Annotated in this window: 24 protein-coding genes; 15 read left to right on the top strand and 9 right to left on the bottom strand. The window is 68.5% G+C overall.

Features of this window, described 5'->3' with window-relative positions:
• The first annotated feature begins 52 nt into the window (after positions 1–52).
• Positions 53–1,048 carry a Bug family tripartite tricarboxylate transporter substrate binding protein gene (locus tag ACUDCK_RS16250; RefSeq protein ID WP_175166855.1) on the top strand — a complete coding sequence of 332 codons (996 nt, stop codon included), beginning with the start codon at positions 53–55 and terminating at the stop codon, positions 1,046–1,048.
• Between the two features lie 183 nt (positions 1,049–1,231).
• Positions 1,232–2,197: a 2-hydroxyacid dehydrogenase gene (locus ACUDCK_RS16255; protein ID WP_175166854.1), complete on the top strand. Its 966-nt coding sequence runs from the start codon at positions 1,232–1,234 to the stop codon at positions 2,195–2,197.
• Between the two features lie 261 nt (positions 2,198–2,458).
• Here ACUDCK_RS16255 and ACUDCK_RS16260 read toward each other — a convergent pair whose 3' ends face one another.
• On the bottom strand, positions 2,459–2,701 hold the full coding sequence (locus ACUDCK_RS16260; RefSeq protein ID WP_054415695.1) for a hypothetical protein: 243 nt from the start codon (positions 2,699–2,701) through the stop codon (positions 2,459–2,461).
• 61 nt (positions 2,702–2,762) lie between these two features.
• On the opposite strand from ACUDCK_RS16260, the gene ACUDCK_RS16265 reads away from it, so the two are divergent.
• Positions 2,763–3,182, top strand: coding sequence for a GNAT family N-acetyltransferase (locus ACUDCK_RS16265; RefSeq protein ID WP_175142757.1), 420 nt, complete (start codon positions 2,763–2,765; stop codon positions 3,180–3,182).
• A gap of 66 nt (positions 3,183–3,248) precedes the next feature.
• Positions 3,249–3,566, top strand: coding sequence for a hypothetical protein (locus ACUDCK_RS16270; RefSeq protein WP_175166961.1), 318 nt, complete (start codon positions 3,249–3,251; stop codon positions 3,564–3,566).
• Positions 3,567–3,624: 58 nt separating this feature from the next.
• Here the strand turns inward: ACUDCK_RS16270 and ACUDCK_RS16275 are convergent, their stop codons facing one another.
• Complete coding sequence (locus ACUDCK_RS16275; protein ID WP_175144508.1) at positions 3,625–4,584, bottom strand: LysR family transcriptional regulator; 960 nt, start codon at positions 4,582–4,584, stop codon at positions 3,625–3,627.
• A 123-nt stretch (positions 4,585–4,707) separates the two neighbouring features.
• Here ACUDCK_RS16275 and ACUDCK_RS16280 point away from each other — a divergent pair, with 123 nt between their 5' ends.
• The 4 genes from ACUDCK_RS16280 to ACUDCK_RS16295 all read left to right on the top strand — a co-directional run bounded on the left by ACUDCK_RS16280 (position 4,708) and on the right by ACUDCK_RS16295 (position 9,040).
• A complete protein-coding gene (locus tag ACUDCK_RS16280) occupies positions 4,708–6,096 on the top strand; it encodes a D-serine ammonia-lyase (protein WP_175166853.1) in 1,389 nt (462 codons plus the stop codon).
• Positions 6,093–7,079, top strand: coding sequence for a Bug family tripartite tricarboxylate transporter substrate binding protein (locus tag ACUDCK_RS16285; RefSeq protein ID WP_054415700.1), 987 nt, complete (start codon positions 6,093–6,095; stop codon positions 7,077–7,079). The genes ACUDCK_RS16280 and ACUDCK_RS16285 overlap by 4 nt, the downstream gene beginning before the upstream one ends.
• Before the next feature lie 11 nt (positions 7,080–7,090).
• Positions 7,091–8,614, top strand: coding sequence for an amidase (locus tag ACUDCK_RS16290; protein WP_116792464.1), 1,524 nt, complete (start codon positions 7,091–7,093; stop codon positions 8,612–8,614).
• A 99-nt stretch (positions 8,615–8,713) separates the two neighbouring features.
• Positions 8,714–9,040 carry a hypothetical protein gene (locus ACUDCK_RS16295; protein ID WP_049073331.1) on the top strand — a complete coding sequence of 109 codons (327 nt, stop codon included), beginning with the start codon at positions 8,714–8,716 and terminating at the stop codon, positions 9,038–9,040.
• A 15-nt stretch (positions 9,041–9,055) separates the two neighbouring features.
• Here ACUDCK_RS16295 and ACUDCK_RS16300 read toward each other — a convergent pair whose 3' ends face one another.
• The 4 genes from ACUDCK_RS16300 to ACUDCK_RS16315 form a co-directional block, all read right to left on the bottom strand.
• Positions 9,056–9,748 carry a hypothetical protein gene (locus ACUDCK_RS16300; protein ID WP_175166852.1) on the bottom strand — a complete coding sequence of 231 codons (693 nt, stop codon included), beginning with the start codon at positions 9,746–9,748 and terminating at the stop codon, positions 9,056–9,058.
• A gap of 162 nt (positions 9,749–9,910) precedes the next feature.
• Complete coding sequence (locus ACUDCK_RS16305) at positions 9,911–12,619, bottom strand: autotransporter family protein (protein ID WP_175166851.1); 2,709 nt, start codon at positions 12,617–12,619, stop codon at positions 9,911–9,913.
• A 71-nt stretch (positions 12,620–12,690) separates the two neighbouring features.
• On the bottom strand, positions 12,691–13,926 hold the full coding sequence (locus ACUDCK_RS16310) for a GGDEF domain-containing protein (protein ID WP_175166850.1): 1,236 nt from the start codon (positions 13,924–13,926) through the stop codon (positions 12,691–12,693).
• 106 nt (positions 13,927–14,032) lie between these two features.
• The gene (locus ACUDCK_RS16315; RefSeq protein WP_054502287.1) at positions 14,033–15,040 is read right to left on the bottom strand and encodes a GlxA family transcriptional regulator; all 1,008 of its coding nucleotides are present in this window, start codon (positions 15,038–15,040) and stop codon (positions 14,033–14,035) included.
• Between the two features lie 145 nt (positions 15,041–15,185).
• Between ACUDCK_RS16315 and ACUDCK_RS16320 the strand changes: the two genes are divergently transcribed.
• Positions 15,186–16,337 carry a DJ-1/PfpI family protein gene (locus tag ACUDCK_RS16320; RefSeq protein WP_175166849.1) on the top strand — a complete coding sequence of 384 codons (1,152 nt, stop codon included), beginning with the start codon at positions 15,186–15,188 and terminating at the stop codon, positions 16,335–16,337.
• A gap of 55 nt (positions 16,338–16,392) precedes the next feature.
• Here the strand turns inward: ACUDCK_RS16320 and ACUDCK_RS16325 are convergent, their stop codons facing one another.
• The 3 genes from ACUDCK_RS16325 to ACUDCK_RS16335 are packed head-to-tail and all read right to left on the bottom strand — an operon-like array spanning position 16,393 to position 17,722.
• A complete protein-coding gene (locus ACUDCK_RS16325) occupies positions 16,393–16,698 on the bottom strand; it encodes a hypothetical protein (protein ID WP_155755541.1) in 306 nt (101 codons plus the stop codon).
• The gene (locus ACUDCK_RS16330) at positions 16,695–17,204 is read right to left on the bottom strand and encodes a DUF421 domain-containing protein (RefSeq protein ID WP_175142762.1); all 510 of its coding nucleotides are present in this window, start codon (positions 17,202–17,204) and stop codon (positions 16,695–16,697) included. The genes ACUDCK_RS16325 and ACUDCK_RS16330 overlap by 4 nt, the downstream gene beginning before the upstream one ends.
• 14 nt (positions 17,205–17,218) lie before the next feature.
• Positions 17,219–17,722, bottom strand: a complete 504-nt coding sequence (locus ACUDCK_RS16335; RefSeq protein ID WP_175166848.1) for a CinA family protein — start codon at positions 17,720–17,722, stop codon at positions 17,219–17,221.
• Positions 17,723–18,364: 642 nt separating this feature from the next.
• Here ACUDCK_RS16335 and ACUDCK_RS16340 point away from each other — a divergent pair.
• The 6 genes from ACUDCK_RS16340 to ACUDCK_RS16365 are packed head-to-tail and all read left to right on the top strand — an operon-like array spanning position 18,365 to position 24,764.
• A complete protein-coding gene (locus ACUDCK_RS16340; protein ID WP_054507337.1) occupies positions 18,365–19,333 on the top strand; it encodes a LysR family transcriptional regulator in 969 nt (322 codons plus the stop codon).
• Positions 19,330–20,805: a flavin-containing monooxygenase gene (locus ACUDCK_RS16345; RefSeq protein WP_175166847.1), complete on the top strand. Its 1,476-nt coding sequence runs from the start codon at positions 19,330–19,332 to the stop codon at positions 20,803–20,805. Before ACUDCK_RS16340 ends, ACUDCK_RS16345 begins: the two co-directional genes overlap by 4 nt.
• Positions 20,802–21,776, top strand: coding sequence for an ABC transporter permease (locus ACUDCK_RS16350; RefSeq protein ID WP_054415963.1), 975 nt, complete (start codon positions 20,802–20,804; stop codon positions 21,774–21,776). Before ACUDCK_RS16345 ends, ACUDCK_RS16350 begins: the two co-directional genes overlap by 4 nt.
• A gap of 29 nt (positions 21,777–21,805) precedes the next feature.
• Positions 21,806–22,708 carry an ABC transporter permease gene (locus ACUDCK_RS16355; protein WP_024069310.1) on the top strand — a complete coding sequence of 301 codons (903 nt, stop codon included), beginning with the start codon at positions 21,806–21,808 and terminating at the stop codon, positions 22,706–22,708.
• Complete coding sequence (locus tag ACUDCK_RS16360; protein WP_060720373.1) at positions 22,705–23,727, top strand: ABC transporter ATP-binding protein; 1,023 nt, start codon at positions 22,705–22,707, stop codon at positions 23,725–23,727. Before ACUDCK_RS16355 ends, ACUDCK_RS16360 begins: the two co-directional genes overlap by 4 nt.
• A complete protein-coding gene (locus ACUDCK_RS16365) occupies positions 23,724–24,764 on the top strand; it encodes an ABC transporter ATP-binding protein (RefSeq protein ID WP_175166846.1) in 1,041 nt (346 codons plus the stop codon). The genes ACUDCK_RS16360 and ACUDCK_RS16365 overlap by 4 nt, the downstream gene beginning before the upstream one ends.
• Positions 24,765–24,783 lie beyond the last annotated feature (19 nt).

Genomic DNA, 24,783 nt, shown 5'->3' on the forward strand with positions numbered 1-24,783 from the left:
GCAGCATCGACTTTCCGCGGCCCGCGCCGCTTACTACTACAAAGAGAAGACCATGGAGACACGCAATTCCGCACGCCCGCGCCGCCGCTTCCTTGCCGCGGCCCTGGCCCTGGCCGCCTGTGGCGTCCTGCCCGCCGCGGCGCAGGCCGCGCCGTTCCCGGACCGCCCGATCAACCTGATCGTGCCGTTCTCGCCGGGCGGCGGCACCGACATTTCCGCGCGCCTGCTGGCGGCGGCGCTGGGCGACAAGCTGGCGGCCTCGGTGGTGGTGGACAACCGCCCCGGCGCCGGCGGGCAGATCGCCGCCGATCTGGTGGCGCGCGCCAACCCCGACGGCTACACGCTGCTGTTCGCCAATTCGGGCATGCTGGCGATCAATCCGTGGATCTACAAGCTGCATTCCGATCCGGCCACCGCGTTCGCGCCGGTATCGCTGTTCTCGGACCTGCCGTTCGTGCTGGTGGTGCCCACCACCCTGCCCGCCAAGAACGTGAAGGACCTGGTGACGCTGGCGCGCGCGCAACCCGGCAAGCACACCTTCGCCAGTTCCGGCACCGGCGGCGCGCCGCACCTGTCGGGCGAGATCTTCCAGCAGGCCACCGGCACCGACCTGATGCACGTGCCCTACAAGGGCGGCGGCCCGGCCATGACCGACCTGATGGCGGGCCGCGTCGACATGCTGTTCGCATCGGTGCTGGAGACCATTCCGTACGTCAATTCCGGCAAGCTGCGCGCGCTGGCGGTGACCGGCGCGACGCGTTCGCCCGCGCTGCCCGACGTGCCGACCATCGACGAGGCCGGCGTCAAGAACGCGCAGACCGGCTCATGGACGGCGGTGCTGGCGCCGGCGGGCACGCCGCAGGAGGTGATCGACAAGCTGTCGGCCGCGATCCGCGAGGTGGCCAGCGACCCGGCGATGCAGGCCAAGCTCGAATCGCAGGGCGCGCAGGCGCACGGTTCGACGCCGCAGGAACTGCAGGCGCTGGCGGCCAGCGAACGCGCGCGCTACGGGGAGATCATCAAGACACGGCATATCCAGACCCAATGATCGGGCGGGCGCAGCGACCGCCCACGACGCGATGACGCGCCCCGAGGGCGCTGCATTGCGCACCGCCCATTTTTTGCCCCCTGTCCGTCCCGGCGCGGACGGCTTTCCTCTTCGGCCGTCCCGCCGCCCCTTTTCTTGCGAATCCCGCGCCCGCGGGTCGCTGCAACAACCATGACACCCGACATGACCACGACTGCTTCCCAGCCCCTCGCCGACCTGCTGATGGTGGGCCCCTTGCTGCCCGAACTGACCGCCGAACTGGAGTCGCGCTACCGCGTGCACCGCTGGTGGCAAAGCCCCGACCAGGCGGCGCTGCTGCGCGACCACGGCGCGGCGATCCGCGGCATCGCCACCAGCGGCCGCTTCGGCGCATCGCGCGAGCTGATCGACGCGCTGCCGGCGCTGGAAGGCGTATTCAGTTTCGGCGTGGGCTACGACACCATCGACCTGGCGGCGGCGCAGGCGCGCGACGTGCGGGTCACCAACACGCCGGGCGTGCTCGATGCCTGCGTGGCGGACACCGCGCTGGCATTGATGCTGGCGGCGTCGCGCCGCATCGCCGAGGCCGACCGCTTCGTGCGCGCCGGCCGCTGGCCGCAGGAAGGCTTCGGCCTGGGCACGCGCATGAGCGGCAAGCGCTGCGGCATCGTCGGACTGGGCAATATCGGCCTGCAGATCGCGCGGCGCGCCGAAGCATTTGATATGCCCATCCTTTACACCAACCGCAAGCCGCGCGCGGACGCGCCGGCGCACTACCGTTATTGCCCGGACATCACGACGCTGGCGGCCGAGTGCGATTTCCTGGTGCTGGCAGTGCCGGGCGGCGGCGCCACGCGCCACCTGGTCAATGGCGAGGTGTTGCGGGCGCTGGGCCCGCGCGGCTGGCTGATCAATATTGCGCGCGGCACGGTGGTCGACGAAGCCGCGCTGGTCCAGGCGCTGCAAACCGGCGCCATCGCCGGCGCGGGTCTGGACGTGTTCGAGCATGAACCGGCCACGCCGGCCGCCTTGAACGCGATGGACAACGTGGTGATGCTGCCGCACATCGCCAGCGGCACGCACGAGACCCGCCGCGCCATGGCCGACCTGATGCTGGCCAACCTGGACGGCTGGTTCCGCGACGGCAAGACGGTGACGCGGGTGGTTTGAGAGGGATGGCCGCAGCAAGCGTCCATTTAATGGACACTACATCTTGTAATTTATCTCATACATGATAAATTTCTCACCGCACTGGCTCGTGCCGGCGAGCCGTTGTGCTTGTTGTTGTAAGTTTTTTCCGGCCTTCGGGCCGGATTTTTTTTGCATTGGCGCCTGGCGGCGAGTCGGGATGCCAGCAATCTCCGCCCAGGCGTATTGGCATTTTTCCGCGATTGCGGCGCCATCGCCCCACATTCGACGCGATTGCCCGCGTCACGCATCGATCGTGATGGATAGCCCATCGGCGCGCGCCGCGATCGACCGCACCCGGATCGTCCAGCCGGCGTTGATGGCCTCTTCCTGATCGTCGAACACGCCATATTCGGTCACCGCCACCGCGCCATGCAGGATGCGGCCGTCGGGCGCCGGCCCCCGCGCCTCGATGACCGGCACGTAGCCGTCCTGCACCTGCAACGCGCCACGCGTGATCTGAAATCCGTTCAATGCTTCTTCCATGGCCGCTCCTCTGTTTGGGGCCGGGCCATGGTAGCCTGCCGCCAAACGATCCGGAGACATCATGGTGATCTGCAGCAGAATCGAGCCGTCCGCCTGGGCCCAGGCCTTTCCCCTGATCAGCCAGTTGCGCGCCGCCCTCGATGAAGCCGAATTCCTGCAGCGCGTGCGGCGGCAATCGCATGGCGGCTACGAACTGGTCGGCGCCTACCGCGACGGCAGGCTGATCGGCGTGATGGGCATGCGGCCCGTGCACACGCTGGCGCGCGGTCCGCACCTGCATGTGGACGATCTGGTGGTCGACGAAGCGGTGCGCGGCAGCGGCGCCGGCCGCGCGCTGATGGCCTACGCCGAGGCGGACGCCCGCGCTCGCGGCATGGGGGCGGTGTTCCTGGATGCCCGGCCCGACGCGATTCCATTCTATGAACGCGAGCAATACACGCTGCATGCGGCGCCGTCGATGAAAAAAGTCATCAGCCAGTAGAGGGCCGGGATACGGCGCCGGCGCAGGAGTATCGTGAAAACCGGTACTTCGCGCCTGGAGCACGCCATGTCCGACGACACTCCCGCCATCGAGGCCAGCGCCTCGCAATTGGGCAACCTGATGCAATTCCTGATCTGGGTTGCCGAGCGCCCTCGCACCTATGCCGACATCATGGAGGCGTGGCGCACTTCGTGTCCGCGCCTGTCGGCCTGGGAAGACGCCACGAGCAACGGCCTGGTGGATCTGGCGCGCCGATCTGCCGGCGACGCCGGGACCGCCGTGGCCACGCTGACGCCAAAGGGCCGCGCCTGGCTGGCCGCGCGCCAGGCCGCCATGATCGCGACACCGCGTCAAGGCGCTGGCGTCTCGCCGCTTTCGCACTAAATGCGCGGGCGTCGCAACGCTCTCCCAATAAAGGCGCGGACGCCGCGCCCCGCTCCCGCTAAGGCGCGGGCGCCGCGCCGCTCTCCCGCCAGCGCGCCGGCGCCGCGCCGCCGTCCGCTTGCAGTTGCGCGCGCAGGCTGGCAATGAAGGCCTTGGCCGCCTCGGGCAGCACGCGTCCGGCCAGCGTCTGCACCTCGAAGTGCCGTTCGTTCATTTCGCGGTCGCGCAGCGGCAGGGCCACCACCTGCCCGGCGCGCAGGCGATAACGGATCGCCAGTTCGCCGCAGAACGCCACGCCGCCGCCCGCCCCCGCGAACGCCACCAGCGCGTCGACGCTGCGGCTGGAGAACATCGGTTCGCATGACAACTGCTGGCGGCTGCAACTGATGTCGATCAGTTGCCGCAGCGTCGAATCGGCATCGGGCAAGGCCAGCGGATAGGCCATCAACTGGGCCAGCGATACCTCGGACCGGCCCGCCAGCGGATGGTCGGGCGCCACCACCGCGCGCACCGGCGCCGGCATGCGCAGCTCGACCCGTACGTCATGGTGCGAGGTCAGGCTGAGCGTGACGCCGATATCGGCCGTGCCGTCCCGCACCCGGACGGGCACCTCGCGCTGCGAGCACACGTCCAGCGAAAAACGGATGCCGGCGTATTGCCGGCGGAAAACGGCGATGGCGGCGGGCAGGAAGTCATGCGCGAAGCCTTCGGTGCAGACCACCCGCACCAGGCCCTGCCGCAAGCCACGCAGGCCCATGATCTCGCCGGCAACGCGCTCCACGTCCTGGTGCGCGCGCTTGGCGTGGGCGGCCAGCAGTTCGCCGGCGGCGTTGAGCGCCATGCCGCGCGAGCGGCGCTCGAACAGCAGGGTGCCCAATTCGCGTTCGAGCCGGGCGATCTGGCGGCTGACCGCCGACGGCGCCACGTCCAGCCGCTCCGCCGCGACACTGACGGAGCCGCAGCGCGCCACTTCCAGGAAGTAGCGCACGGCCATTTCCTGCAGGATTTGCGGGTTCATCGGGTTTGCCCTTGGTTTGCGTAAAACGCAATGAATGATTCTAGCAATTCATATTGCCGCAATACGGAGCCCCCGCCTAGGATGTGACCGTTGCATGACGCTCCCTCTATGGAACACGCAGGCATGACCCCGTCCCAGGCTTCCGTTCCCGCTTTTTCATTGCAGGCGTTGCGCGCGGCGCAACCGCTGCTGTGGACCCGCCCCGATGGCGGCGCGGCCGACACCGGCGTCCCCTTCGGCCTGGCCGACGTGCAGGCGGCCCACGACCGCTTCACGCGCTTCGCGCCGTTGCTGGCGCAGTTGTTCCCCGAACTGGAAGCCTCGGCCGGCGTGATCGAGTCGCCGCTGCGCCAGGCCGCCGCCATGCAGCAGGCGCTGGGCCTGGCGCCGGATGGCGGACGCCTGTGGATCAAGGCCGACCACGCTTTGCCGGTGGCCGGTTCGATCAAGGCGCGTGGCGGCATTCATGAGGTGCTGGAGTTCGCCGAGAAGCTGGCGTGGGCGCAAGGCCTGATCGCGCCCGGCGATGATTACCGCAAGCTCGCCGCGCCCACCGCCCGCGCGTGTTTCGCGCAATACCAGGTGGCCGTCGGATCGACCGGCAACCTGGGCCTGTCCATCGGCGTGATCGCTTCGGCGCTGGGCTTTCGCGCCGCCGTGCACATGTCGGCCGACGCCAAGGAATGGAAGAAGGCGCGCCTGCGCGCCCGGGGCGTCGAGGTGGTGGAACACCCCGGCGATTACGAAAAGGCCGTGGCCGCCGGCCGCCGCCAGGTCCAGGCCGATGCGCGCGGCTACTTCGTCGACGACGAGCGCTCGCCCTCGCTGTTCCTGGGCTACGCGGCGGCGGCGCTGCGGCTGCGCGACCAGATCGCGCAGGCCGGCATCGTGGTCGATGCCGAGCATCCGCTGTTCGTCTACCTGCCCTGCGGCGTGGGCGGCGCGCCCGGCGGCATCGCCTTCGGCCTGTCGCTGCTGTACGGCGCGCACGCGCACTGCTTCTTCGCCGAACCGGTGCAGTCGCCTTGCTTCTTGCTGCGCATGATGGCCGGCCATGGCCAGTTGCCCGGCGTGCCGGTGCCGCCGTCGGTCTACGACATCGGCCTGACCAACCAGACCGAGGCCGACGGCCTGGCGGTGCCGCGCGCCTCCGACCTGGCGTATGCCGCCGTCGGCCGGTCGCTGGCCGGCGTCTACACCGTGGCCGACGACACCCTGTACGGCGATCTGGCGCGGCTGCATGACAGCGAAGGCCTGCGCATCGAGCCGTCGGCGGCGGCCGGGTTTTCCGGGCCGCGCCACTTGCTGCACAGCCCGGCCGGGCAGCAGTGGCTGCGCCAGCGCGGCCTGCTGCCGCATCTGACGCGCGCCACGCATCTGGCCTGGACCACCGGCGGGCTGTATGTGCCGGCCGAAGAGTACGACCGATTCCTGAGCCACGGGCAACGACTCGCGGCCGTCCCCCAGGCGCCGACCGACGCGCCGTCCTTCCACCTCTCTCGTCGAGCATGACCATGAAGACTGCCTTGATTGCCCTTGGTGTCACCCTGGCGGGCGCCCTTGCCGCCCCCGCCCCAGCCAGCGCCCAGACCGGCTATCCGACCCGCCCCATCACGCTGGTGGTGCCATTTCCGCCCGGCGGCGCGACCGACGTGCTCGGCCGCGTCATCGCGCAGAAGCTCGGCCAGGAACTGGGCCAGACGGTGGTGGTGGAGAACCGCGCGGGCGCCGGCACCGCGATCGGCGCCGGCTACGTCGCCAAGGCCGCGCCCGATGGCTACACGCTGCTGGTCAGCTCGGGCACCACCTTCACGGTCAACCCCGCGATCCAGGCCAAGCTGCCGTATGACCCGGTCAAGAGCTTCGAGCCGCTCGGCATCGTGGGCCGCACCGGGCTGGCGCTGCTGGCCAATCCGCAGGTGCCGGTCAAGGACTTGAAGGAACTGGTGGCCTACGCCAAGGCGCGCGAGAAGGAACCGCCCGCCTACGGCTCGTTCGGCGCCGGCACCACCGCGCACTTCGTCGGCGAGGCGTTCCTGGCCGCGGCCGGCATCAAGATGATCCACGTCCCCTACAAGGGCAGCGCGCCGGCCATGACCGACCTGATCGGCGGCCAGATTCCGTTCTCGGTCGACACCGTGGCGGCCGCGCTGCCGCAGAGCAAGCTGGGCAAGGTGCGCGTGCTGGCGGTGTCGGCCCCGACCCGCTCGGCCTTCCTGCCCGACGTGCCGACCTTCGCCGAACAGGGCTATCCGTCGGTGGCCATGGACACCTGGCTGATGTTCACCGCGCCGCGCGGCCTGCCGGCGGACGTCAAGGCCAAACTGGAAACCGCGCTGCGCGCCACGGTCGAATCGCCCGACGTGCGCAAGAGCCTGGAAGCCCAAGGCTTCGAGGCGGCCTTCTCCAGCGCCGCCGAGGGCGAAGCGCTGATCCAGAAGGAACTGCCGCAGATGCGCGACGTCGCGCAGCGCGCCAACATCAAGATCGATTGAAGGAAGCACTCATGACCCTGGACGATTCGCTCGTCTCGTTATCCGCGGTGGAACTGCGGCGCCTGATCGGCGCGCGCCAGTTGTCGCCGGTGGAACTGCTGGAGGCGTGCATTGCACGCATCGAGGCGGTCAACCCGTACATCAACGCCGTCACCGCCACGGCCTTCGAGCGCGCCCGCATCGAGGCGTGCGCGGCCGAGCAGGCGGTGATGGCCGGCGACACGCTGGGCCTGCTGCACGGCCTGCCGCTGGGCGTGAAGGACCTGGAGCCCACCGCCGGCCTGCTCACCACCTTCGGTTCGCCGATCTACCGCGACCACGTGCCGACCGAGGACGTCACGCTGGTGGCGCGCCTGCGCCACGCCGGCGCCATCGTGGCCGCCAAGACCAACGTGCCCGAGATGGGCGCGGGCGCCAATTCGCGCAACACCGTGTGGGGCGCGACGGGCAATCCCTTCAACCCGAACCTGAATGCCGGCGGCTCCTCGGGCGGCTCGGCCGCGGCGCTGGCCAGCGACCTGTTCCCGCTGTGCACCGGGTCGGACACTGGCGGCTCGCTGCGCATCCCCGCCGCCAAGTGCGGCGTGGTCGGCTTCCGGCCGTCGCCGGGGGTGGTGCCGAGCGTGCGCAAGCCGCTGGGCTGGACGCCGATCTCGGTGGTCGGCCCAATGGGCCGCACCGTGGCCGACGCCTGCCTGCAGATGGCCGCCAGCGCCGGCCCGGACGCCGGCGACCCGCTGAGCTATCCGCTCGATCCGCTGCAGTTCCTGGCGCCAGGCAACGCCGACCTGGGCCGCCTGCGCGTCGCCTACAGCGAAGACTTCGGGCTGTGCGACGTGGACGACGGCATCCGCGCCACCTTCCGCGCCAAGATCGCCGCCATGCGCCACCTGTTCGCGGCCTGCGATCCCATCGAGATCGACTTCGGCGAGGCCCACCGCTGCTTCGACGTGCTACGCGCCGAAGCCTTCGTGGCCGGCATGCGCGAGGCCTACGAGAAAGACCCTGCCAGCCTCGGCCCCAACCCCCGCGCCAATTTCGAGATGGGCGCGGCCATGAGCCTGAAGGACTGCGCCTGGGCGCAGGCCGAGCAGACCCGCCTGATCAAGCGCTTCCAGCGCGCCTTCGACGACTACGACCTGATCCTGTCGCCCACCACGCCGGTGTCGCCGTTTCCGTGGACGCGGCTGTATGCCGAGGCCATCAACGGCAAGCGGCAGGAGAACTATTACCGCTGGCTGGCGCTGACGTACGTGATCACGCTGACCACGCATCCGGCGCTGACGCTGCCTTGCGGGCGGGATCACAAGGGGATGCCGTTCGGGTTGCAGATCGTGGGACGGTTCCGGGGCGATCGCGAGGTGCTGGCGGCGGCGCAGGGGATGGAGTCCGCGTTCGCGGGCAATGAGGAACTGCGGCGGCCGCGGCCGGACCTGGCGGGGCTGAAGGCGGCGGAGCCGGCATTGACGTCAATCGTGACGGCGCCGCCGGGGGTGGCACGGGGACCGTCGGCGGCGCAAGTTTCGGCGGTATAGGCAAGACCGTACCCCAGCAGACGCGCATGGCACGGCGGCGGACTCGGGCATAATCCCCCCCGCCCGCCGGCCTGGCCCGGCTTTGAAAAGACACCGCTCATGCGCGCTCTGCCCCACGCCCTTCTCGCCTGCGCCCTGCTGGGCGCCGCTTTCACCGCCCAGGCCGGTGATGTCGACAAAAGTAGCTGCACCTACAAAGGCATTCCGCTGCGCGGCAAGGTCAAGATCGTCAGCGCGTTTCCCGACATCCGCGTCAAGGTGGTGGACGCCTTCGCCGATATCCGGGTGAAGAAAGTCAGCGCCTTCGCCGACCGCTGCGGCGAATGGAAGATCGTCGATGCCTTCCCGGACTTCAAGATCCAGTTCGTGGACGCCTTCCCCGACGTGACGGTCAAGTGGGTGGATGCGTTTCCGGGCACCGACTGACGCAGGGCCGCGGCGTCAGCGCTGGCCGGCAGCCCGGGGCGGCGCGCAGCAATGGGCGGTGTCGATCACGCGGCCGCGGCAGGCCGCCAGCAGGGGGGGATTCCTGCACAACAGCGCGCTGGCCGGCAACGTGAACTGGAAGCCCCCGTCGAGCATGCACAACTGCGCGGCGGCGATATCGTTGAGCAGCATGTCGTCGCCCGGCTCGATGACCGAGGCGTAGCCGCACGCCCGCATGGCTTGCTGCACGCGCTGGGCGTCGGCGTCCGGCCGGGTCCATTGTTCATAGGCGGGCGGACGTTGCCGTGACCCCGCCGCCGCGGCGCCGTCGCTTGCCGGGCAGGCCGCCAGATGGGGATGGGCGTCACAGTAGGTGTGGCGCTCCTGGTAGGCGAAGCCCTTGCCGAGCATGCACTGCTCACCCCGCGCATAGTCGTTGTTGGTGATGGTCGTGCCGTCGACATGGCTGGCGCTGGGAAAGCCGCAGTCGAGCAGCGCGTCACGCACGCCTTGCCGGTCGACGCCCGGCTTGGCCCACAGGGCGTACAGCGGCGGCGGCTGCATCGGCCGGACATTGATGCAGGCGCTCAAGCCCAGGCACAGCAATGCCGCAAGCGGACGCAACAGGCGCGCGCGGTCACTCGCGACGCGGCGCCGGCCGGCGGCCAACGGCGTGGCGCGCGCCGCTCCCCACATCCGTCTTTGCATCGGTTCTCCCCAGGGTTGACGAATCGGGACGCGCATCTGCCGCCCGACCGGATTTCGGACCCCATTCTATATAGCGTCGCCAGGCAATGCGAAACCAGGCCATGAATGGCAAGCGCCAGGAGAAGAATTGCCACTGGCTGGCGTTCAAAGTCGGCCCTGCCGCTAAAACGACATCCTGAACCCTGCGGTGGCAGTGACGACATAGCTGCCGGAGAAATCCGCATCGGCGTCGACCTGACCGTAGATGGCATAGCGCCCGCCCCAACCGTAATTGGCGCCGACGCCCAGGTTGCCCCAGGTGCGCGCCATTCGGCTGCTGAACGGCACATCGGCAACCCGCAGGCGGGTCCCGTCCAGGAACTCGTGCTTGAGGTTGACGACACCGTAGACGCTCGCTTCACCGTTGCCCCCGCCGGCCTGAGAATCGCGCTTGTAGTCCAGCGCCACACCGAAGCGGCCCATAAGGCTGTTGCCCTTGTCGCCGTCGACGCGAGCGCCAAACCTGTCATTGAAACTGCCCCAGTGCGTCGATGCGTACGCAAGCTGAGCCTGCGGGATCAGGGCCAGGCGATCGTTCAAGGAGAAGGCCTTGCCCGCTTCGATACCGAGGCCAAGACTGCGCGCGTGCTGGCCATCCTTTAGCTTGCCCGCGAGCCGGGACTTCAGGTCGCTGTCGAACCAGGTTGCCTGCGCCTGCGTATCAACATAGAGGCCGTCCTTGCCGTACCAGGTCAGCGTCGGCATCAGGCCGTAGGCCGCCGTGTCGATCGTGCCATTGCCATACACTGACGACACTCGGGTGTCGGCCTTGCCATAGTGCAAGGCCAGACCGCCCACGAGGCGCGAGCCGCCCGGCTCGCCCGACAGGATGCGATCCACGCCGAATTGCGCTTTCCAACTGTCGATATTCTGGTGCTGGCCCGTGGTGGACACCGAGGGCTCAAGCCTGGCCGTGGATCCCTCGACCCGGCTCCATACGCCGTTGCGGCCGCTGTCCGCAGGATCATAAAGGCGATTGCCCACGCGCTGACGCAGCGTCGGCAGACGGCTCAATTGAAGCAGCGTGTTGGCGTAGGCTTCATAGACGGGCGCGCCGGGCTGGTACAACGGGCGTTGTGCGGCCGGCGAACCGCTGCCGACCTGGGGCGCGCCGAGGTCGGCCAGGGACGAGCGCAGATACCAACCGCCGTCGGCCGGATCCTGCTGCAGCACATAGCCATAGGCGCCCGCCACGAGGGCCGGGCGCCCGCCGATGACGTAGTCGCCGTTGGCAAGGTTGAATTGGCCCGCGGAGACGCCGTTGACCTGCACGACCTGGATGCCGCGTTGTGTCTGCGCGCCGGCGCCGCCGATGTTCTTCACGGTGACCGGCGTGGCGCCCGCGGTGGCGCCGGTGATCACCAGCTTGTCGGTCGGCGAGTCATCGCCGCCCAGTCGGGTGCGGACTTCCAGGTTGCCGCCCTGCGCGGCGTAGTCGCCGGCAATCGTCAAGGTGCCGAAGCCCGTGCGCGGGCCCGGCGCGATGGTGCCTTTGTTGCTCGTCGCGCCGACGCGTCCGGTCCCGGTCAGCCGCGCGCCGGTCAGCACATCCACCGGGCCGCCCAGGACGCCGTCGACCTGCAGCGTACCGGCCTGCACCTCGGTGTTGCCGGTGAAGGCCGCGCTGTTGCCCGACAACGTCAGCGTTCCAGCGCCCAGCTTGTTGAGGCTGGATGTGCCGGAGAAAGCGGTGCGCACGCCGACATCATGGCCGTTCGTGTCGAACCAGGCGCCGCCGGCGCCCACCGCCTGCGTCGCAAAGCCCCTCAGGAAATTGGCCTCGTCCCGGTTGGCGCGCAGGACGCCGCCATTCAGGTTGACGGTGACATTGCCCGCGCCCTTGATGACCGAACCCGTCTCCAGCACGCCACGACCGCTGGCATCGCCGGTCAGGTTCAGCGTGCCGGTGGCCGTGCCGTCGGTGGCAACCCATGTATCAACGGCCGCGATGGCCAGGCCGCCCTTCGCGACCGTGAACGTTCCCGTGCCCGCCGAGCCAACTTCGATGCGGTCCGTGGATGAGAGGGTCGAGATGTCGCCCGTCGTGCTCGAGACGGTCACCGTGCCGATGCCGCCCACGCCCCTGCCGATGTAGATCGATGCCGCGCCCCCGGGGCGGGTCGACGCCTCGGTGTGCACGGTGGCGCCATCCTGCACCAGCAGCTCCCCGGTGCCGTCGAAACCGACGTAGATGTTGTTCAGCGGGTCCCAGACCGATGCGCGCCCCGATACCGTAACGTGCCCTTCGCTGCCGGCGTTCCAGCCGATCATCCCCTGGCCGCTATGCACGGCGCCGCCATTGTCGATTTGCAGCGTGCCCTTGCCGTCCGAACCGATCAGGAAGGCGCTGACCGTGTTGAGATTCCAGGTGGATCGCGCACCGGATACGACAACCGTGCCGACGCTGCCGGCACTGCCGCCAAGGGTGCCCGACTGGCTTTGCGCCACGCCGCCGTCCAGGATGCGCAGCGTGCCGGTACTGCCCGGGTCGGTGCCGATATACACGGCGCTGAGGCTAGTCCAACTGGACGCCTTGCCGCTGCCGTCGATACCCGTCACGGTCAGCGTGCCCACGCCGCCATTGAGATTGCCGATGAAGGCCCAATCGTTGCGCACCGACCCGCCATTGCTGATGGTCAGCGTGCCGGTGGCGGAATCGCCGACGATGAGGTCGCCGCCGACGTCCCAGTCCGGCGATACCACCGGCCCGGGCTGCACGTCGCCGGTACTGGAGACCGTTTGCCCGCCAGCGGGATTCGAGAGGCTGGCGGCGGAAGCGGCCAGGATTATCCAACTTGACCACCCGGCACGATTACGCTTTTCGTCGACCACGATATTCCTCCCAAGTAGATGCGAGCCACACGCGAGCACTACGGCACGCGGCGCCGTGTTTTTATAGGTGTTTACCCATGCTGGACGGCTCCTTCGACGCCGTGTCGCCGCGCCGGACCTGTTCCCGAGGCGCCAAAGGCGCGCCGGCCAGGCCCCGCGTCGGCTGGCGCCGGACCCGCGACCGTGCAGTTCCGTCCTCGCCGCTTGGCCGTGTAGAGCAGGTCATCCACGCGCTTGAGCGCGCTGGCGAAGGGCTCTCCCGCCTGCATCAGCGTCACGCCCATGCTGGCCGTGAAGCGTGAATCAGGCGCATGCTGCGCCCAGCGCTGCGCCGCGAAATCCGCACGGATCTCCTCGGCGATCGCGGCAGCGCTCTCCAGATCCGCAGCGGGCAGCAACAGCAGGAACTCTTCTCCTCCCAGGCGCGCGGCATGGGCACGCGCCTGCGCATGCGGCAGGAGCAAGGCGCCAAATCGCGCCAGCACCATATCGCCAAACGGGTGGCCGTACCGATCGTTGATGCGCTTGAAGTTGTCGATGTCGGCCATGATCAGGGCCGTCGGCGTCTCGCCTTCGGTAAAAGGGCGTCCCGAAACGGTGGCGAGCAGGCTGTCGAGGCCTTGCCGGTTCAACAGGCCCGTGAGGGCGTCGGTATGAGCGTGACGCCGGTATTTCTCTATCGCGTCGTAGCTCGTCGCGATGAAGACCGCCAGCGTCAGCACAATGCTGCCAAGCAGGCCGGTGTACTGGATCAGGATCCCCCACACGGACGCTCGCCATTCTCCCGTTGCGAGCATGGGTGCAGGAGCAGCGATGTACAGGACGCATTGCCCCGTCAATACCAGCGCGATGAAGAGAAAGGTGGCGGCAAGCACCCTGTCCGACGTGGTCGCGGCCTGTTTGGCGAAGGACAGCGTGGTCCGCCAGGTGACCAGCGCGCAACAGGCCAGGACGAAGAAGGTCTCCAGCTTCGCGCTCGCGAACAGCGCCACCGAGACAACCACCATCGCCGTCGAGGCAAGCAGGACCGCAACATCGAAGTGGAGCGGAATCTGGCGGCCGCGCCGGCTCAGCAATGCGCGACAGGCGAGGATGACGCCGCCCAGGATGAAAGCATCCTCGACGACCTGCTTGTACGGGGCAAGGTTGCTCGCCTGTACGAGCATGACGGCGTAGCCCGCGCCCAGGCAGCCCAGGGCGCCGCCCCACCGTAGCGTGTGGAAGCCGGCAAAGCGCGCGGCGCAGAGGCCTGCGGCGCACATCAGGATCGCCGCCGGCACGGACCACTCAAGGAGGGTGACGGGCATAGTCAGGGGACGCTTGGAATGACACCCAGTCCGGCCTTTGCCCGACTGACACAATGTGTGCCGAAAAGATTACAGTGTGTCGTAATGTATCGCCAGGACTCAACAGTCAAGGATTGTCAAGCGCAGGGGATCCGTGGCGGCTGCCGCCGCTTGCGCCGCGGCCGAGATACTGCGAAGGCGCGAGTCCGAAGCGTCTTTGAAATGCCTTGGAAAGCTGCGCCTCCGAACGGAACCCCGTGGCCCTGGCCAACATCTTGAGCGATTGATCCGCCTCCAGCCCGGTTCGCACCGCCTCCAGGCGCAGCGCTTCCAGGAAGTCGCGTGGCGTGAATCCGGTGGCGCGCGTGAATCCGCGGTGGAAGGTGCGCGGCGCCTGACCCGCGACTTGAGCCATGCGCTCGACGCTGATCGCTTCGGCCAGGTGTTGTCGTAGCCAATCGACCAACTCGCCATAGGCGCCGGCCTGCCCCTCCAGTATCAGGGAGTACTGCGCCTGGTTGCCTGGGCGCCTCAGTGCCAGATTCAGTTGCCGGGCAACGCGCGCGGCGAGCCAGCGCCCGGCATCCTGTTCGACCATGGCCAGGCACATGTCGATGCCCGCGGTCACGCCGCCCGAAGTCCAGAGCTTGCCATCCTGGAGGTACAGGGCATCGGCATCCACGTCCATGTCCGTGAAGTACTGCCCCAGCACTCGCGCCGACTCCCAGTGAGTCGTCACGCGCCGGCCGCCGAGCAGGCCCCAATGCGCCAACAGAAACGCGCCCGTGCATACCGAAGCCAGGCGACGCACAGGCGCGCGGGCGCGCCCTACCCAGGCCGCCAACGAGGCGTCGGCCGCGGCGTGCTCCAACCCTTCGCGTTCGCCGCCGGCAATGATCAACGTGTCGATGCCGAGCGGATCGATGTCCGCCGCGGCTGCGGTATGCAAAGTCAGCCCGTTCGATAGCGTGACGGGGCCGCCGCCGCCGGACAGCACGACAACACGGTAGGGCGAGTCAACGCCCAACGCGCAGGCCATCGCAAAGACGTCCGCCGGACCCGCGATATCCAGATGTTGTGCTTTCGGAAACGCCACAATGGCGACAAGGCGTGGCGAGGCAGCGGCAGACGGCATGGCGTTCGAAGCGGTGAATGCGGAACCGGCGATCTTAACGCGGGGTTGGCAGAAAACAGCCGGATTTTGTCATTGCTGCCAACTGCGCCCGGCACGTAGGCTAACGGGATTGAGGTAGCCCTCGTCGTCTGGAAGCGGTGTGTCAATGTTCGGTAAGCGGTATCGCGTGGCCTTTTTTTATTGTGCGTTGGCTGTTGCGTCGGCGGCCGCCGCGCTTTGGTTGGGGTGGGATCGCGCCGACATATCCGCGCCGATCCTGAGCGGCGAAAGCTCGCCCCCGCTACCCGATCCACGCCTGCCGGTGGCGCAGCGCAAGCCAGTGATTGCCGTCATCGCGCACAACGCCAATACCGAGCTGGTCGATTTCGTGGTGCCGTACGCGGTGCTGAAGCGATCGGGGGCCGCCGAGGTGTGGGCCCTGGGGCTCGAGTCGGGACCAATACGCTTCTTTCCGGCGTTGAGCGCGCGGCCCGATGCCGATGTCGCCGCTTTCGATCAACGCCATCCCCAGGGCGCCGACTATGTCATTGTTCCCGCCGTGCATGACGACGCGGACCCGCGCCTCTTGTCCTGGGTACGTTCCCAGTCCCAAAAAGGCGCGGTGGTCATCGGCATTTGCGACGGCGCGTGGGTGCTGGCGCGGGCAGGTCTGCTGGACGGGCGCCAGGCGGTTTCGCACTGGTATTCCCGAGGCGCCCTGGCGCGCGGCTTCCCCTCGGTTCAGTGGCGGCAGGACCGGCGCTACGTGGCGGATCGAAACGTGGTGACCACCACGGGTGTCAGCGCCTCGATCCCCTTGTCGCTGGCATTGGTGGAAGTCATCGCGGGCCAATCGAAAGCCCGTGAATTGGCGCGGGACCTGGGCGAGCAAGGTTGGGAAGATACGCATGACGGATCGGCCTTTCGCTTACGGCCCGGGCATGTCGCCACTGCGGCGAAGAACGCCGTCGCCCTCTGGAACCATGAGACGTTGGTGGCGCGGCTATCGCCGGGCGCCGATGACCTGCGCCTGGCGCTCGCCGCCGACGCATTTGCGCGCACCTATCGCACTGCGGTGGTCGGCGCCACGATCGACGCGGCGCCCGTCGCGCTGGCAAGCGGCTTGATCTACCTCTCCGACAGCGGAGGATGGGGCGCGGGCGATCCCCTGCCACTGCAGGCGCGGGAACCAGGCCCAGACCGCACGGCTGCCCGACCCGTGTTGGCAGACATCCTCGAACTGCTGCGGACGCGTTATGGGCAGGACACCGCGGAATTCGTCGCGCTGCAGTTGGAGTATCCCGGACCGCGGCCTTGACCTGTGCGGGCATTCATCATCTGTCCCGCACCCGGATCGGCATTGCCCGCCGCGCTCACGACGGCTCGTCGGTGGCGGGATCGGGCGGCAAGCCAGCCTGACGACGTTGCAGCGGGCCGCGGCCGTATGCGTCCTTGCCTTGTTCGCGCCGATGCCCGCCGGCGGGGTAGCCCGAGCCCGTATCCGGGTCGGGATTGGGAACGTCGCGTCCCGGCTTGTCCGCCTCGGGTTGGCCGTTATGCCGCTCGCTGTTCGACGCTGCATGAAATATTGGCTTCGACATGGTGTTCTCCGATTTCACCGGCCGCGCTGCGCCGGTGCGGGACGGGCCAGCAATTGCCATGCCGAAGGGCTGTCTCATGCCTTCGGACTCTCCTGCCGCCCGTCCTCGAACTCGATCACACTGAACTCGCCCGTCGACTCGAGATACGCCCGCCTGACGCGCGAGAGGCGGTCCACCCCTTTCAGCCGCAATTGCTCCATCAATTCACCCCGGGTGATGTGTTCGCGCCGCAGGCCGGACACAATCAACTGCCCGTCTCGAACCAGGCATACCCGCTTCGGCTCCAGCACCCGACGCAGCGGCGGGACGTAATAGCTGACGCGATCCAGAAAATAGCTCCAACCGACAATGGTCGCCACGACGATGATCCCGTCGCCGAGCGAATACGAATCGCCGGACATCGCATTGCCCGCCGCGTCCGCGACCAACACCAGGACGAGCATGTCGGCCACGCCGAGCGACCCCAGATCGCGCCGGCCCGACGCCCGGAGCAAGGCATACAGGACCCAGTACATGGTGGTTCCGCGAATGAACATCTCGGCAAAGCCGGCCTGCAGCGCGAAGATCTCCGAAAGCTCGCTCATATCCAGGCCCCTTGTCAGCGTTGCGCCGCGCGCCACTCGGTGTAATAGGTGACCATCCTTTCTAAGGCATGCCGCGCGCTCGCCGCTCGGATGGCATTGCGGCCTCCGGTGAAGCGCAGGGTCTCCGCGTAAACCGCGGGCGCGGAATCCGCCGCCCCTTCTTTGAACACCCAGGCAAAACACTGCGTGCCCGCGGGGATTGCCGCATCGGTGTCGTCGGTCACGCCGGTGTTCGATATCGCCACGTTCGCTCGGCTGCGCCGGGCCGCGCCCAGAGCCATTTCGCCCGCGACGGCTTCGCTCGTCAGGTTGTGGGTTCTGAGCGTGCGGGCCGAAACGCCCAGGCATCGCATTTTGGCCTGGGGCGAATAGACGACGAATGCGCAATCCAACAGTGCCCCGGCGCCGGGCACGTCCGCCAAGGTGGCGGCGATGAGTCCGGCCGTGCAGGACTCGGCAGTGACCAATGTCAGCCCTTCCCTATGCATGAAAGCCGCCACCCGCTCGATTGCATTCATCTCACGCCTCCCGGTAGTCGAGATCTCATGCTTTCAGCAACTTCCATGCCGAGGAAGTCGCCGGCGAGGCCGCGCGCGGCGTGACACGCCCGATCTTGCGGGACAGTCCCGGGGGAGCGATGCAGGCAGGCCCGCAATGCGCGGCGGGCCCGCGGCGCCTGGTCAGCAGTTCCCTTTCTTTGCCTGGCCCGGCGGACAGAAACCGCCGCCGCCGCCGCCGCCGCGGTGGGGGTCCACCACCACTGCCCCATCGGGCGTGTAGACCGCACAGCCGGCGAGAAGGGCAACCATGACGGTCAGGCTACAGAGAATTTTCATGTCAGTAACGGCGAGTTGAGGATGCGGCAGTGTATTTCGGCTCCCTGCAACCAGGGCGAAGCAGGCGTTACACGGTGTACTTCAGACCGGGACGGGTTGAGCCTTTCCGAGCCTATCCGTGGCTTTGTTATCGCCTGTAGCGGGCGCCGCTCCGCCAGGGCAACCGCTGCGAGCCTCGCCATGAACGCCTAAGTCATTGAAATAACGCGAAGTAATGAAAGAGCATAAGGAAATCCCGATTAGGGAATTTGCTTATGCCCTTTAATTATTTGCCGGGCGCATACTCGATACGCAAGAATTCGTCCTTGGCATAAAGCAAGACAGATGGAACTTCGTCAACTCGAGGCCTTCGCGGCCGTCATGTCCACGGGCAGCGTCACCGCTGCCGGGCGTCTGCTTGGCCGCTCGCAACCCGCGATCAGCCGCCTGCTGCAGGAACTGGAAGCCGAGATCGGCTATGCCCTGTTCGCCCGCAGCGGGCCGCGCGTGACGCCGACCGAGCAGGGCTTCCTGCTCTATGACGATGTGGAACGCGCCCTGTCCAGCCTGCGCCAGATCCGCGACCGGGCCGAGGAAATCGCCCGTGGCCAGGCGCAACCGCTGCTGCTGGCGGCCACCTCGGCGCTGGCCGCCGGGCTGGTGCCGGACGCGCTCAAGCGCATCGAGCCGCACGCCAACCTCGCCCCCCGCATCGAACTGCGCAGCGCCTCGCCCGAGCGCGTGGTGCACGCCGTGCTGAGCGGCGCGGCGCAACTGGGCGCGACCAGCCTGCCGCTGGAGCATCGCGGCCTGACCGTGCACTGGATCGGCCAGGCGCCCTGTGTGGTGGCGCTGCCCGAAAACGATCCGGCCGCGCGCCATGAGGTGGTGCCGGTGGCCGAGCTGGCCGGGCGCCGCGTCATCACCATGGCCAATCCCTACCGCCTGCGCCGCCGGCTGGACGCGGCGCTGGGCCATGCCGCCGGCGCCATCGAAACCAATTCGTCCGTCAACGCCCTGGCCGCCGTGCGCGCAGGCCTGGGCGTGTCGGTGCTGGAACCCATTACCGCCTACGGCGCGCCGATGGCGGGCGTGGCGATCCGCCCGATCGACCTGGACATCCCCTTTTTCTTCGGGGTCATCACCTCGCAGTCGCAGCCCCTGACGCCGGCCTGCCAGGCCATGGCCGATGCGCTGGCGCAGGCCGCCGCGCAACTGCTGCCCGGCTTCGTGCTGCACGACGCCTGCCAGCACGGCGCGCTGCTGCAGTCGATCTACGGCGATGACACCCCTCTTACGGATACCCCCGCATGAACCACCCCCTCGCTCCCGCCCCGCAAGGCCTGGTCGCGCTGGAAGCGCGCCTGCGCCAGGATTTGTCCTGGCTGGAAATCCCCGCCAAGCCCTGGGTCACGCCGCGCCTGGTCGACGGCCAGCCGGTGCTGGACGTGGCCATCATCGGCGGAGGCATGGCCGGCCTGGCCGCGGCGGCCTCGCTGACGCACCTGGGCATCGTCGCGCCAATCTTCGACCAGTCGCCCGAAGGCTATGAAGGCCCGTGGGCCACCACCGCGCGCATGGAGACCCTGCGCTCGCCCAAGCAGTTGACGGGTCCGGCGCTGGGCCTGCCCGCCCTGACCTTCCGCGCCTGGTTCGAGGCACAGTTCGGCGCCGAGGCCTGGGAAGCGCTGGACAAGATCCCGCGCCTGCAGTGGATGGACTACCTGCGCTGGTACCGCCGCGTGCTGAACCTGGACGTGCGCAACCAGCACCGCGTGCTGGCCGTGCTGCCGCGCGCCGACCGGCTGGTGCAACTGGACATCGAATCGCCCACTGGCCGCCAGACCGTGCTGGCGCGCCGCGTGGTGCTGGCCACCGGCCGCGACGGCCTGGGCGGCGCCTACGTGCCGGACTTCGCGCGCAAGCTGCCGCGCGACCGCTGGGCGCATTCGTCGGACGTGCTGGACTACGCCACCCTGGCCGGCAAGCGCGTCGGCGTGGTGGGCGCGGGCGCGTCGGCCATGGACAGCGCCGCCACCGCCCTGGAAGCGGGCGCGGCCAGCGTCGACCTGCTGATCCGCCGCGACGACATTCCGCGCATCAACAAGGGCAAGGGCGCCGGCAACCCCGGCCTGACCCACGGCCACCTGAACCTGCCCGATGAATGGAAGTGGAAGATCCGCCACTACATCAACGCCGCCCAGGTGCCGCCGCCGCGCGGCAGCACGCTGCGCGTGTCGCGCCACCCGAACGCCCGCTTCAACCTGGGCTGCGGCGTGCAGGACCTGGCGCTGGTCAATGACGAAATCCGCGTCACCACGCCCAAGGGCATCTTCACGCTGGACTTCCTGGTGTTCTCCACGGGTTTCCGCATCGACTGGACCGTGCGTCCGGAATTCGCCGCGCTGGCGCCGCACGTGCGCGCCTGGGGCGACCGCTACACCCCGCCCGCCGGCGAGGAAGACCAGGAGTTGCATGATTCGCCCGACCTGGGCGCGGCCTTCGAATTGCAGGAGAAGACCCCGGGCGCCTGTCCGGGCCTGGACCGGGTGCACTGCTTCTCGTACCCGGCCGCGCTGACGCACGGCACCGTGTCGGGCGACATCCCCGCGATCAGCGAAGGCGCCAAGCGCCTGGCGCAGGGCATCGCCGGCCTCTTCTACCGCGAGGACGTGGCCACGCACTACGCCAACATGGAAGCGTTCGCGGAACCCGAGGTGTTCGGCGACGAATGGACGCCGGCCCCGGCGCCCGGCGCGGCCCGGCAGGCGGAGACCGCGCAATGACCGGCTGGCTGCTCCGCCGCGTGGCGCAAGCCGCGGTGGTCGTGTTCCTGATGACGCTGATCGTCTTCGTCGGGCTGCACGCCATCGGCAACCCCGTCGACATCCTGATCGGCCAGGACGTCGACCAGGTCGACCGCGCCCGCATCATCGCCGAACTGGGGCTGGACAAGCCCCTGTGGCAACAGTACCTGGGCTTTCTGAACGGGGCGCTGCACGGCAACCTGGGCAACAGCTTCGTCTACAACATTCCCGCCGTGGAACTGGTGATCCAGCGCCTGCCGGCGACCCTCGAACTGGCCATCGCCGCGCTGCTGCTGGCGGTGATCATCGGGCTGCCGCTGGGCCTGTTGGCCGGGCTGTATCCCGACAGCCGTTTCTCCAAGCTGGTGATGGCGGGCAGCATCGTCGGCTTCTCGCTGCCGACCTTCTGGGTCGCGCTGATGCTGATCATGACCTTCAGCGTGTCGCTGGGCTGGCTGCCGGCCAGCGGCCGCGGCCAGACGGTGGAATTCCTGGGCTTCCAGTGGTCGTGGCTGACGGCCGACGGCTGGCGCCACCTGATCCTGCCGGCGCTGAACCTGTCGCTGTTCAAGATCTCGCTGGTGATCCGCCTGACCCGCGCCGGCGTGCGCGACGTGATGCCGCTGGACTTCGTCAAGTTCGCCCGCGCCAAGGGCCTGTCGCCGTTCCGGGTGGTCTGTGTGCACGTGCTGCGCAACACCATGATCCCGCTGGTGACGGTGCTGGGCCTGGAGCTGGGCTCGACCATCGCCTTCGCCGTCATCACCGAAAGCATCTTCGCCTGGCCCGGCGCCGGCAAGCTGATCCTGGACAGCCTGAACGCGCTGGACCGCCCGGTGATCGTGGCCTACCTGATCGTGGTGGTGTGCCTGTTCGTGACGCTCAACCTGATCGTCGACATCCTGTACAAAGTGCTGGACCCGCGGGTGCGGCTGGAGGCGTCGGCATGAGCGCTCCGAACACTCCCCAGGCAAATGCCATGCAAACCGCCGCCCCCGCGCTGAAGCGTGAATCGCCCTGGCGCCGCAACCTGCTGGAATTCCTGTCGTCCAAGACGGCGGTGTTCGGGCTGGTGATCGCCACCCTGCTTATCCTGGCCGCCATCCTGGCGCCGTGGATCTCGCCGCAGAACCCCTACGACCTGCTGCAGATCGACGTGCTGGACGCGCGCCTGGCGCCGGGCACGATGAACGGCCTGAACACCTTCCACTATTGGCTCGGCACCGACGGCCAGGGCCGCGACCTGCTGTCGGGCATCCTGTACGGCCTGCGCATCAGCCTGATGGTGGGCGTGGGCTCGGCGCTGATCGCCGGCATCATCGGCACGCTGCTGGGCCTGCTGGCGGCCTACGCCGGCGGCAAGGTCGACGCGCTGATCATGCGGCTGGTGGACCTGATCCTGTCGTTCCCGTCGATCCTGGTGGCCATGATGATCCTGGCCTACCTGGGCAAGGGCGTGGGCAACGTGGTGCTGACGCTGGTGATCCTGGAATGGGCCTACTACGCCCGCACCGCGCGCGGCCAGGCCCTGGTCGAGCGTCGCCGCGAGTACGTCGAGGCGGCGCGCTGCCTGGACATCCCCAACTGGCGGATCATGCTCAAGCACATCCTGCCCAACTGCCTGCCGCCGCTGATCGTCATCGGCACCCTGCAGATCGCGCGCGCCATCACGCTCGAAGCCACGCTGAGCTTCCTGGGCCTGGGCGTGCCCGTGACCGAGCCGTCGCTGGGGCTGCTGATCTCCAACGGCTTCCAATACATGCTGTCCGGCGAATACTGGATCAGCTTCTACCCCGGCATCGCGCTGCTGATCACCATCGTCGCCATCAACCTGGTGGGAGACCGCCTGCGCGACGTGCTGAACCCGAGGACCCACAAATGAGCGCCGCCCGTCCCGTCGCGGCGCCGGCCGCCGCCAACGTGCCGACCCTGGAAGTGCGCAACCTGCGCACCCACTTCTTCACCCGCGCCGGCACCCTGCCCGCCGTGGACGACGTGTCGTTCACGCTGGAGCGCGGCAAGATCCTGGGCCTGGTCGGCGAGTCCGGCTCGGGCAAATCCGTCACCGGCTTTTCCATCATGGGCCTGGTGGACGCCCCCGGCCGCGTGGTTGGCGGCCAGGTGCTGTTCCAGGGCCGCGACCTGACCCAGCTGGCCCCGCGCGAGCTGCGCAAGCTGCAGGGCAACCGCATCGCCATGATCTTCCAGGATCCGATGATGACGTTGAACCCGGTGCTGCGGGTCGACGTGCAGATGATCGAAACGGTGCGCGCCCACAACAGCATGAGCAAGGCGCAGGCCCGCGAGCTGGCCCGCGACACGCTCGGCATGATGGGCATTCCCAGCCCGGAAGAACGGCTGCTGGCGTATCCGCACCAGTTGTCCGGCGGCATGCGCCAGCGCGTGGCGATCGCCATCGCCATGCTGCATCGGCCCGACCTCATCATCGCCGACGAGCCGACCACGGCGCTGGATGTCACCATCCAGGCGCAGATCCTGTCCGAAGTGCAGAAGCTGGCGCAGCAACACGGCACCAGCCTCATCTGGATCACCCATGACCTGTCGGTGGTGGCGGGCCTGGCCGACGACGTGGCGGTGATGTACGCCGGCCGCATCGTCGAACACGGCAAGGTCGACGACGTGCTCGACCGTCCGCAACATCCCTACACGGTGGGCCTGATCGACAGCCTGCCCAGCAACAACCAGCGCGGCCAACGCCTGCGCCAGATTCCCGGCATGACACCCAACCTGCTCACCCTGCCCGCCGGCTGTGCCTTCGCGGCGCGCTGCGCGCGCGCCACGGCGCAATGCGGCCAGCAGCCCGCCATCACCGACGTGCTGCCCGGCCACCAGGTGCGCTGCTTTCATCCGTCGCGCCAACCGGGCGAGGTGACGGCATGAGCTCGACGACGATTCCGGATACCCGCGACGGCGCCAACGCCACCCCGCTCATCGACCTGCGCCAGGTCAGCAAGCGCTTCGGCGAACGCCCCGTCGGCACCGCCGGCCGCGCCTTGCAGCGCCTGGGCCTGTCCAAGCCGCCCGCCATCACCCGCGCCGTCGATCATGTGGACCTGCTGGTGCGCCCCGGCGAAGTGGTCGGCCTGGTCGGCGAGTCCGGCTGCGGCAAGTCCACGCTGGGCCGCATCGCGGCCGGCCTGCTGACGCCGTCCGGCGGCGAGGTGCTGATCAACGGCCAGCGCCCGGCCGACATGACGCCAGCCCAGGCCCACGCCGCGCGCCTGAAGGTGCAGATGATCTTCCAGGACCCGTATGCCAGCCTGAACCCGCGCCTGCGCGTGGACGAGATCGTCGGCGAGGCCGCGCGCATCCACGGCCTGGTCGGCAACGGCGACTTCGACGACTACGTCAGCGCCCAGCTGCAACGCGCCGGCCTCGATCCGGCCCTGCGCCAGCGCTATCCGCACCAGTTCAGCGGCGGCCAGCGCCAGCGCATCGGCATCGCCCGCGCCCTGGCGGTGCAGCCGTCGATGCTGGTGTGCGACGAGGCCGTGGCCGCGCTGGACGTGTCGATCCAGGCGCAGATCCTGAATCTGTTCATGGACCTGCGCGAACAGCTCAACCTGACGTACCTGTTCATCAGCCATGACCTGGGCGTGGTCGAGCACCTCTCGGACCGCGTGGTCATCATGTACCTGGGCCGCGTGGTCGAGACGGCGCCGGTGGACGAAGTCTTCCGCCGCCCCAACCATCCGTACACCCAGGCGCTGCTGGCCGAGATCCCCAACCTGAAATCGCGCCACAAGACCTTCACCGCCATCAAGGGAGAGATTCCCAGCCCGCTCAATCCGCCCGGCGGCTGCCACTTCCACCCGCGCTGTCCGCATGCGATGGCGCGCTGCAAAACCGAGGTTCCCACCCTGAAGGGAATCGCCATCAACCACCTGAGCGCCTGTCACCTGAACGACATGGCCTGAAAGAAGTTCCCCCTCACCA

Source organism: Achromobacter sp. CF-sbj1-Ac2-l (assembly GCF_052698165.1).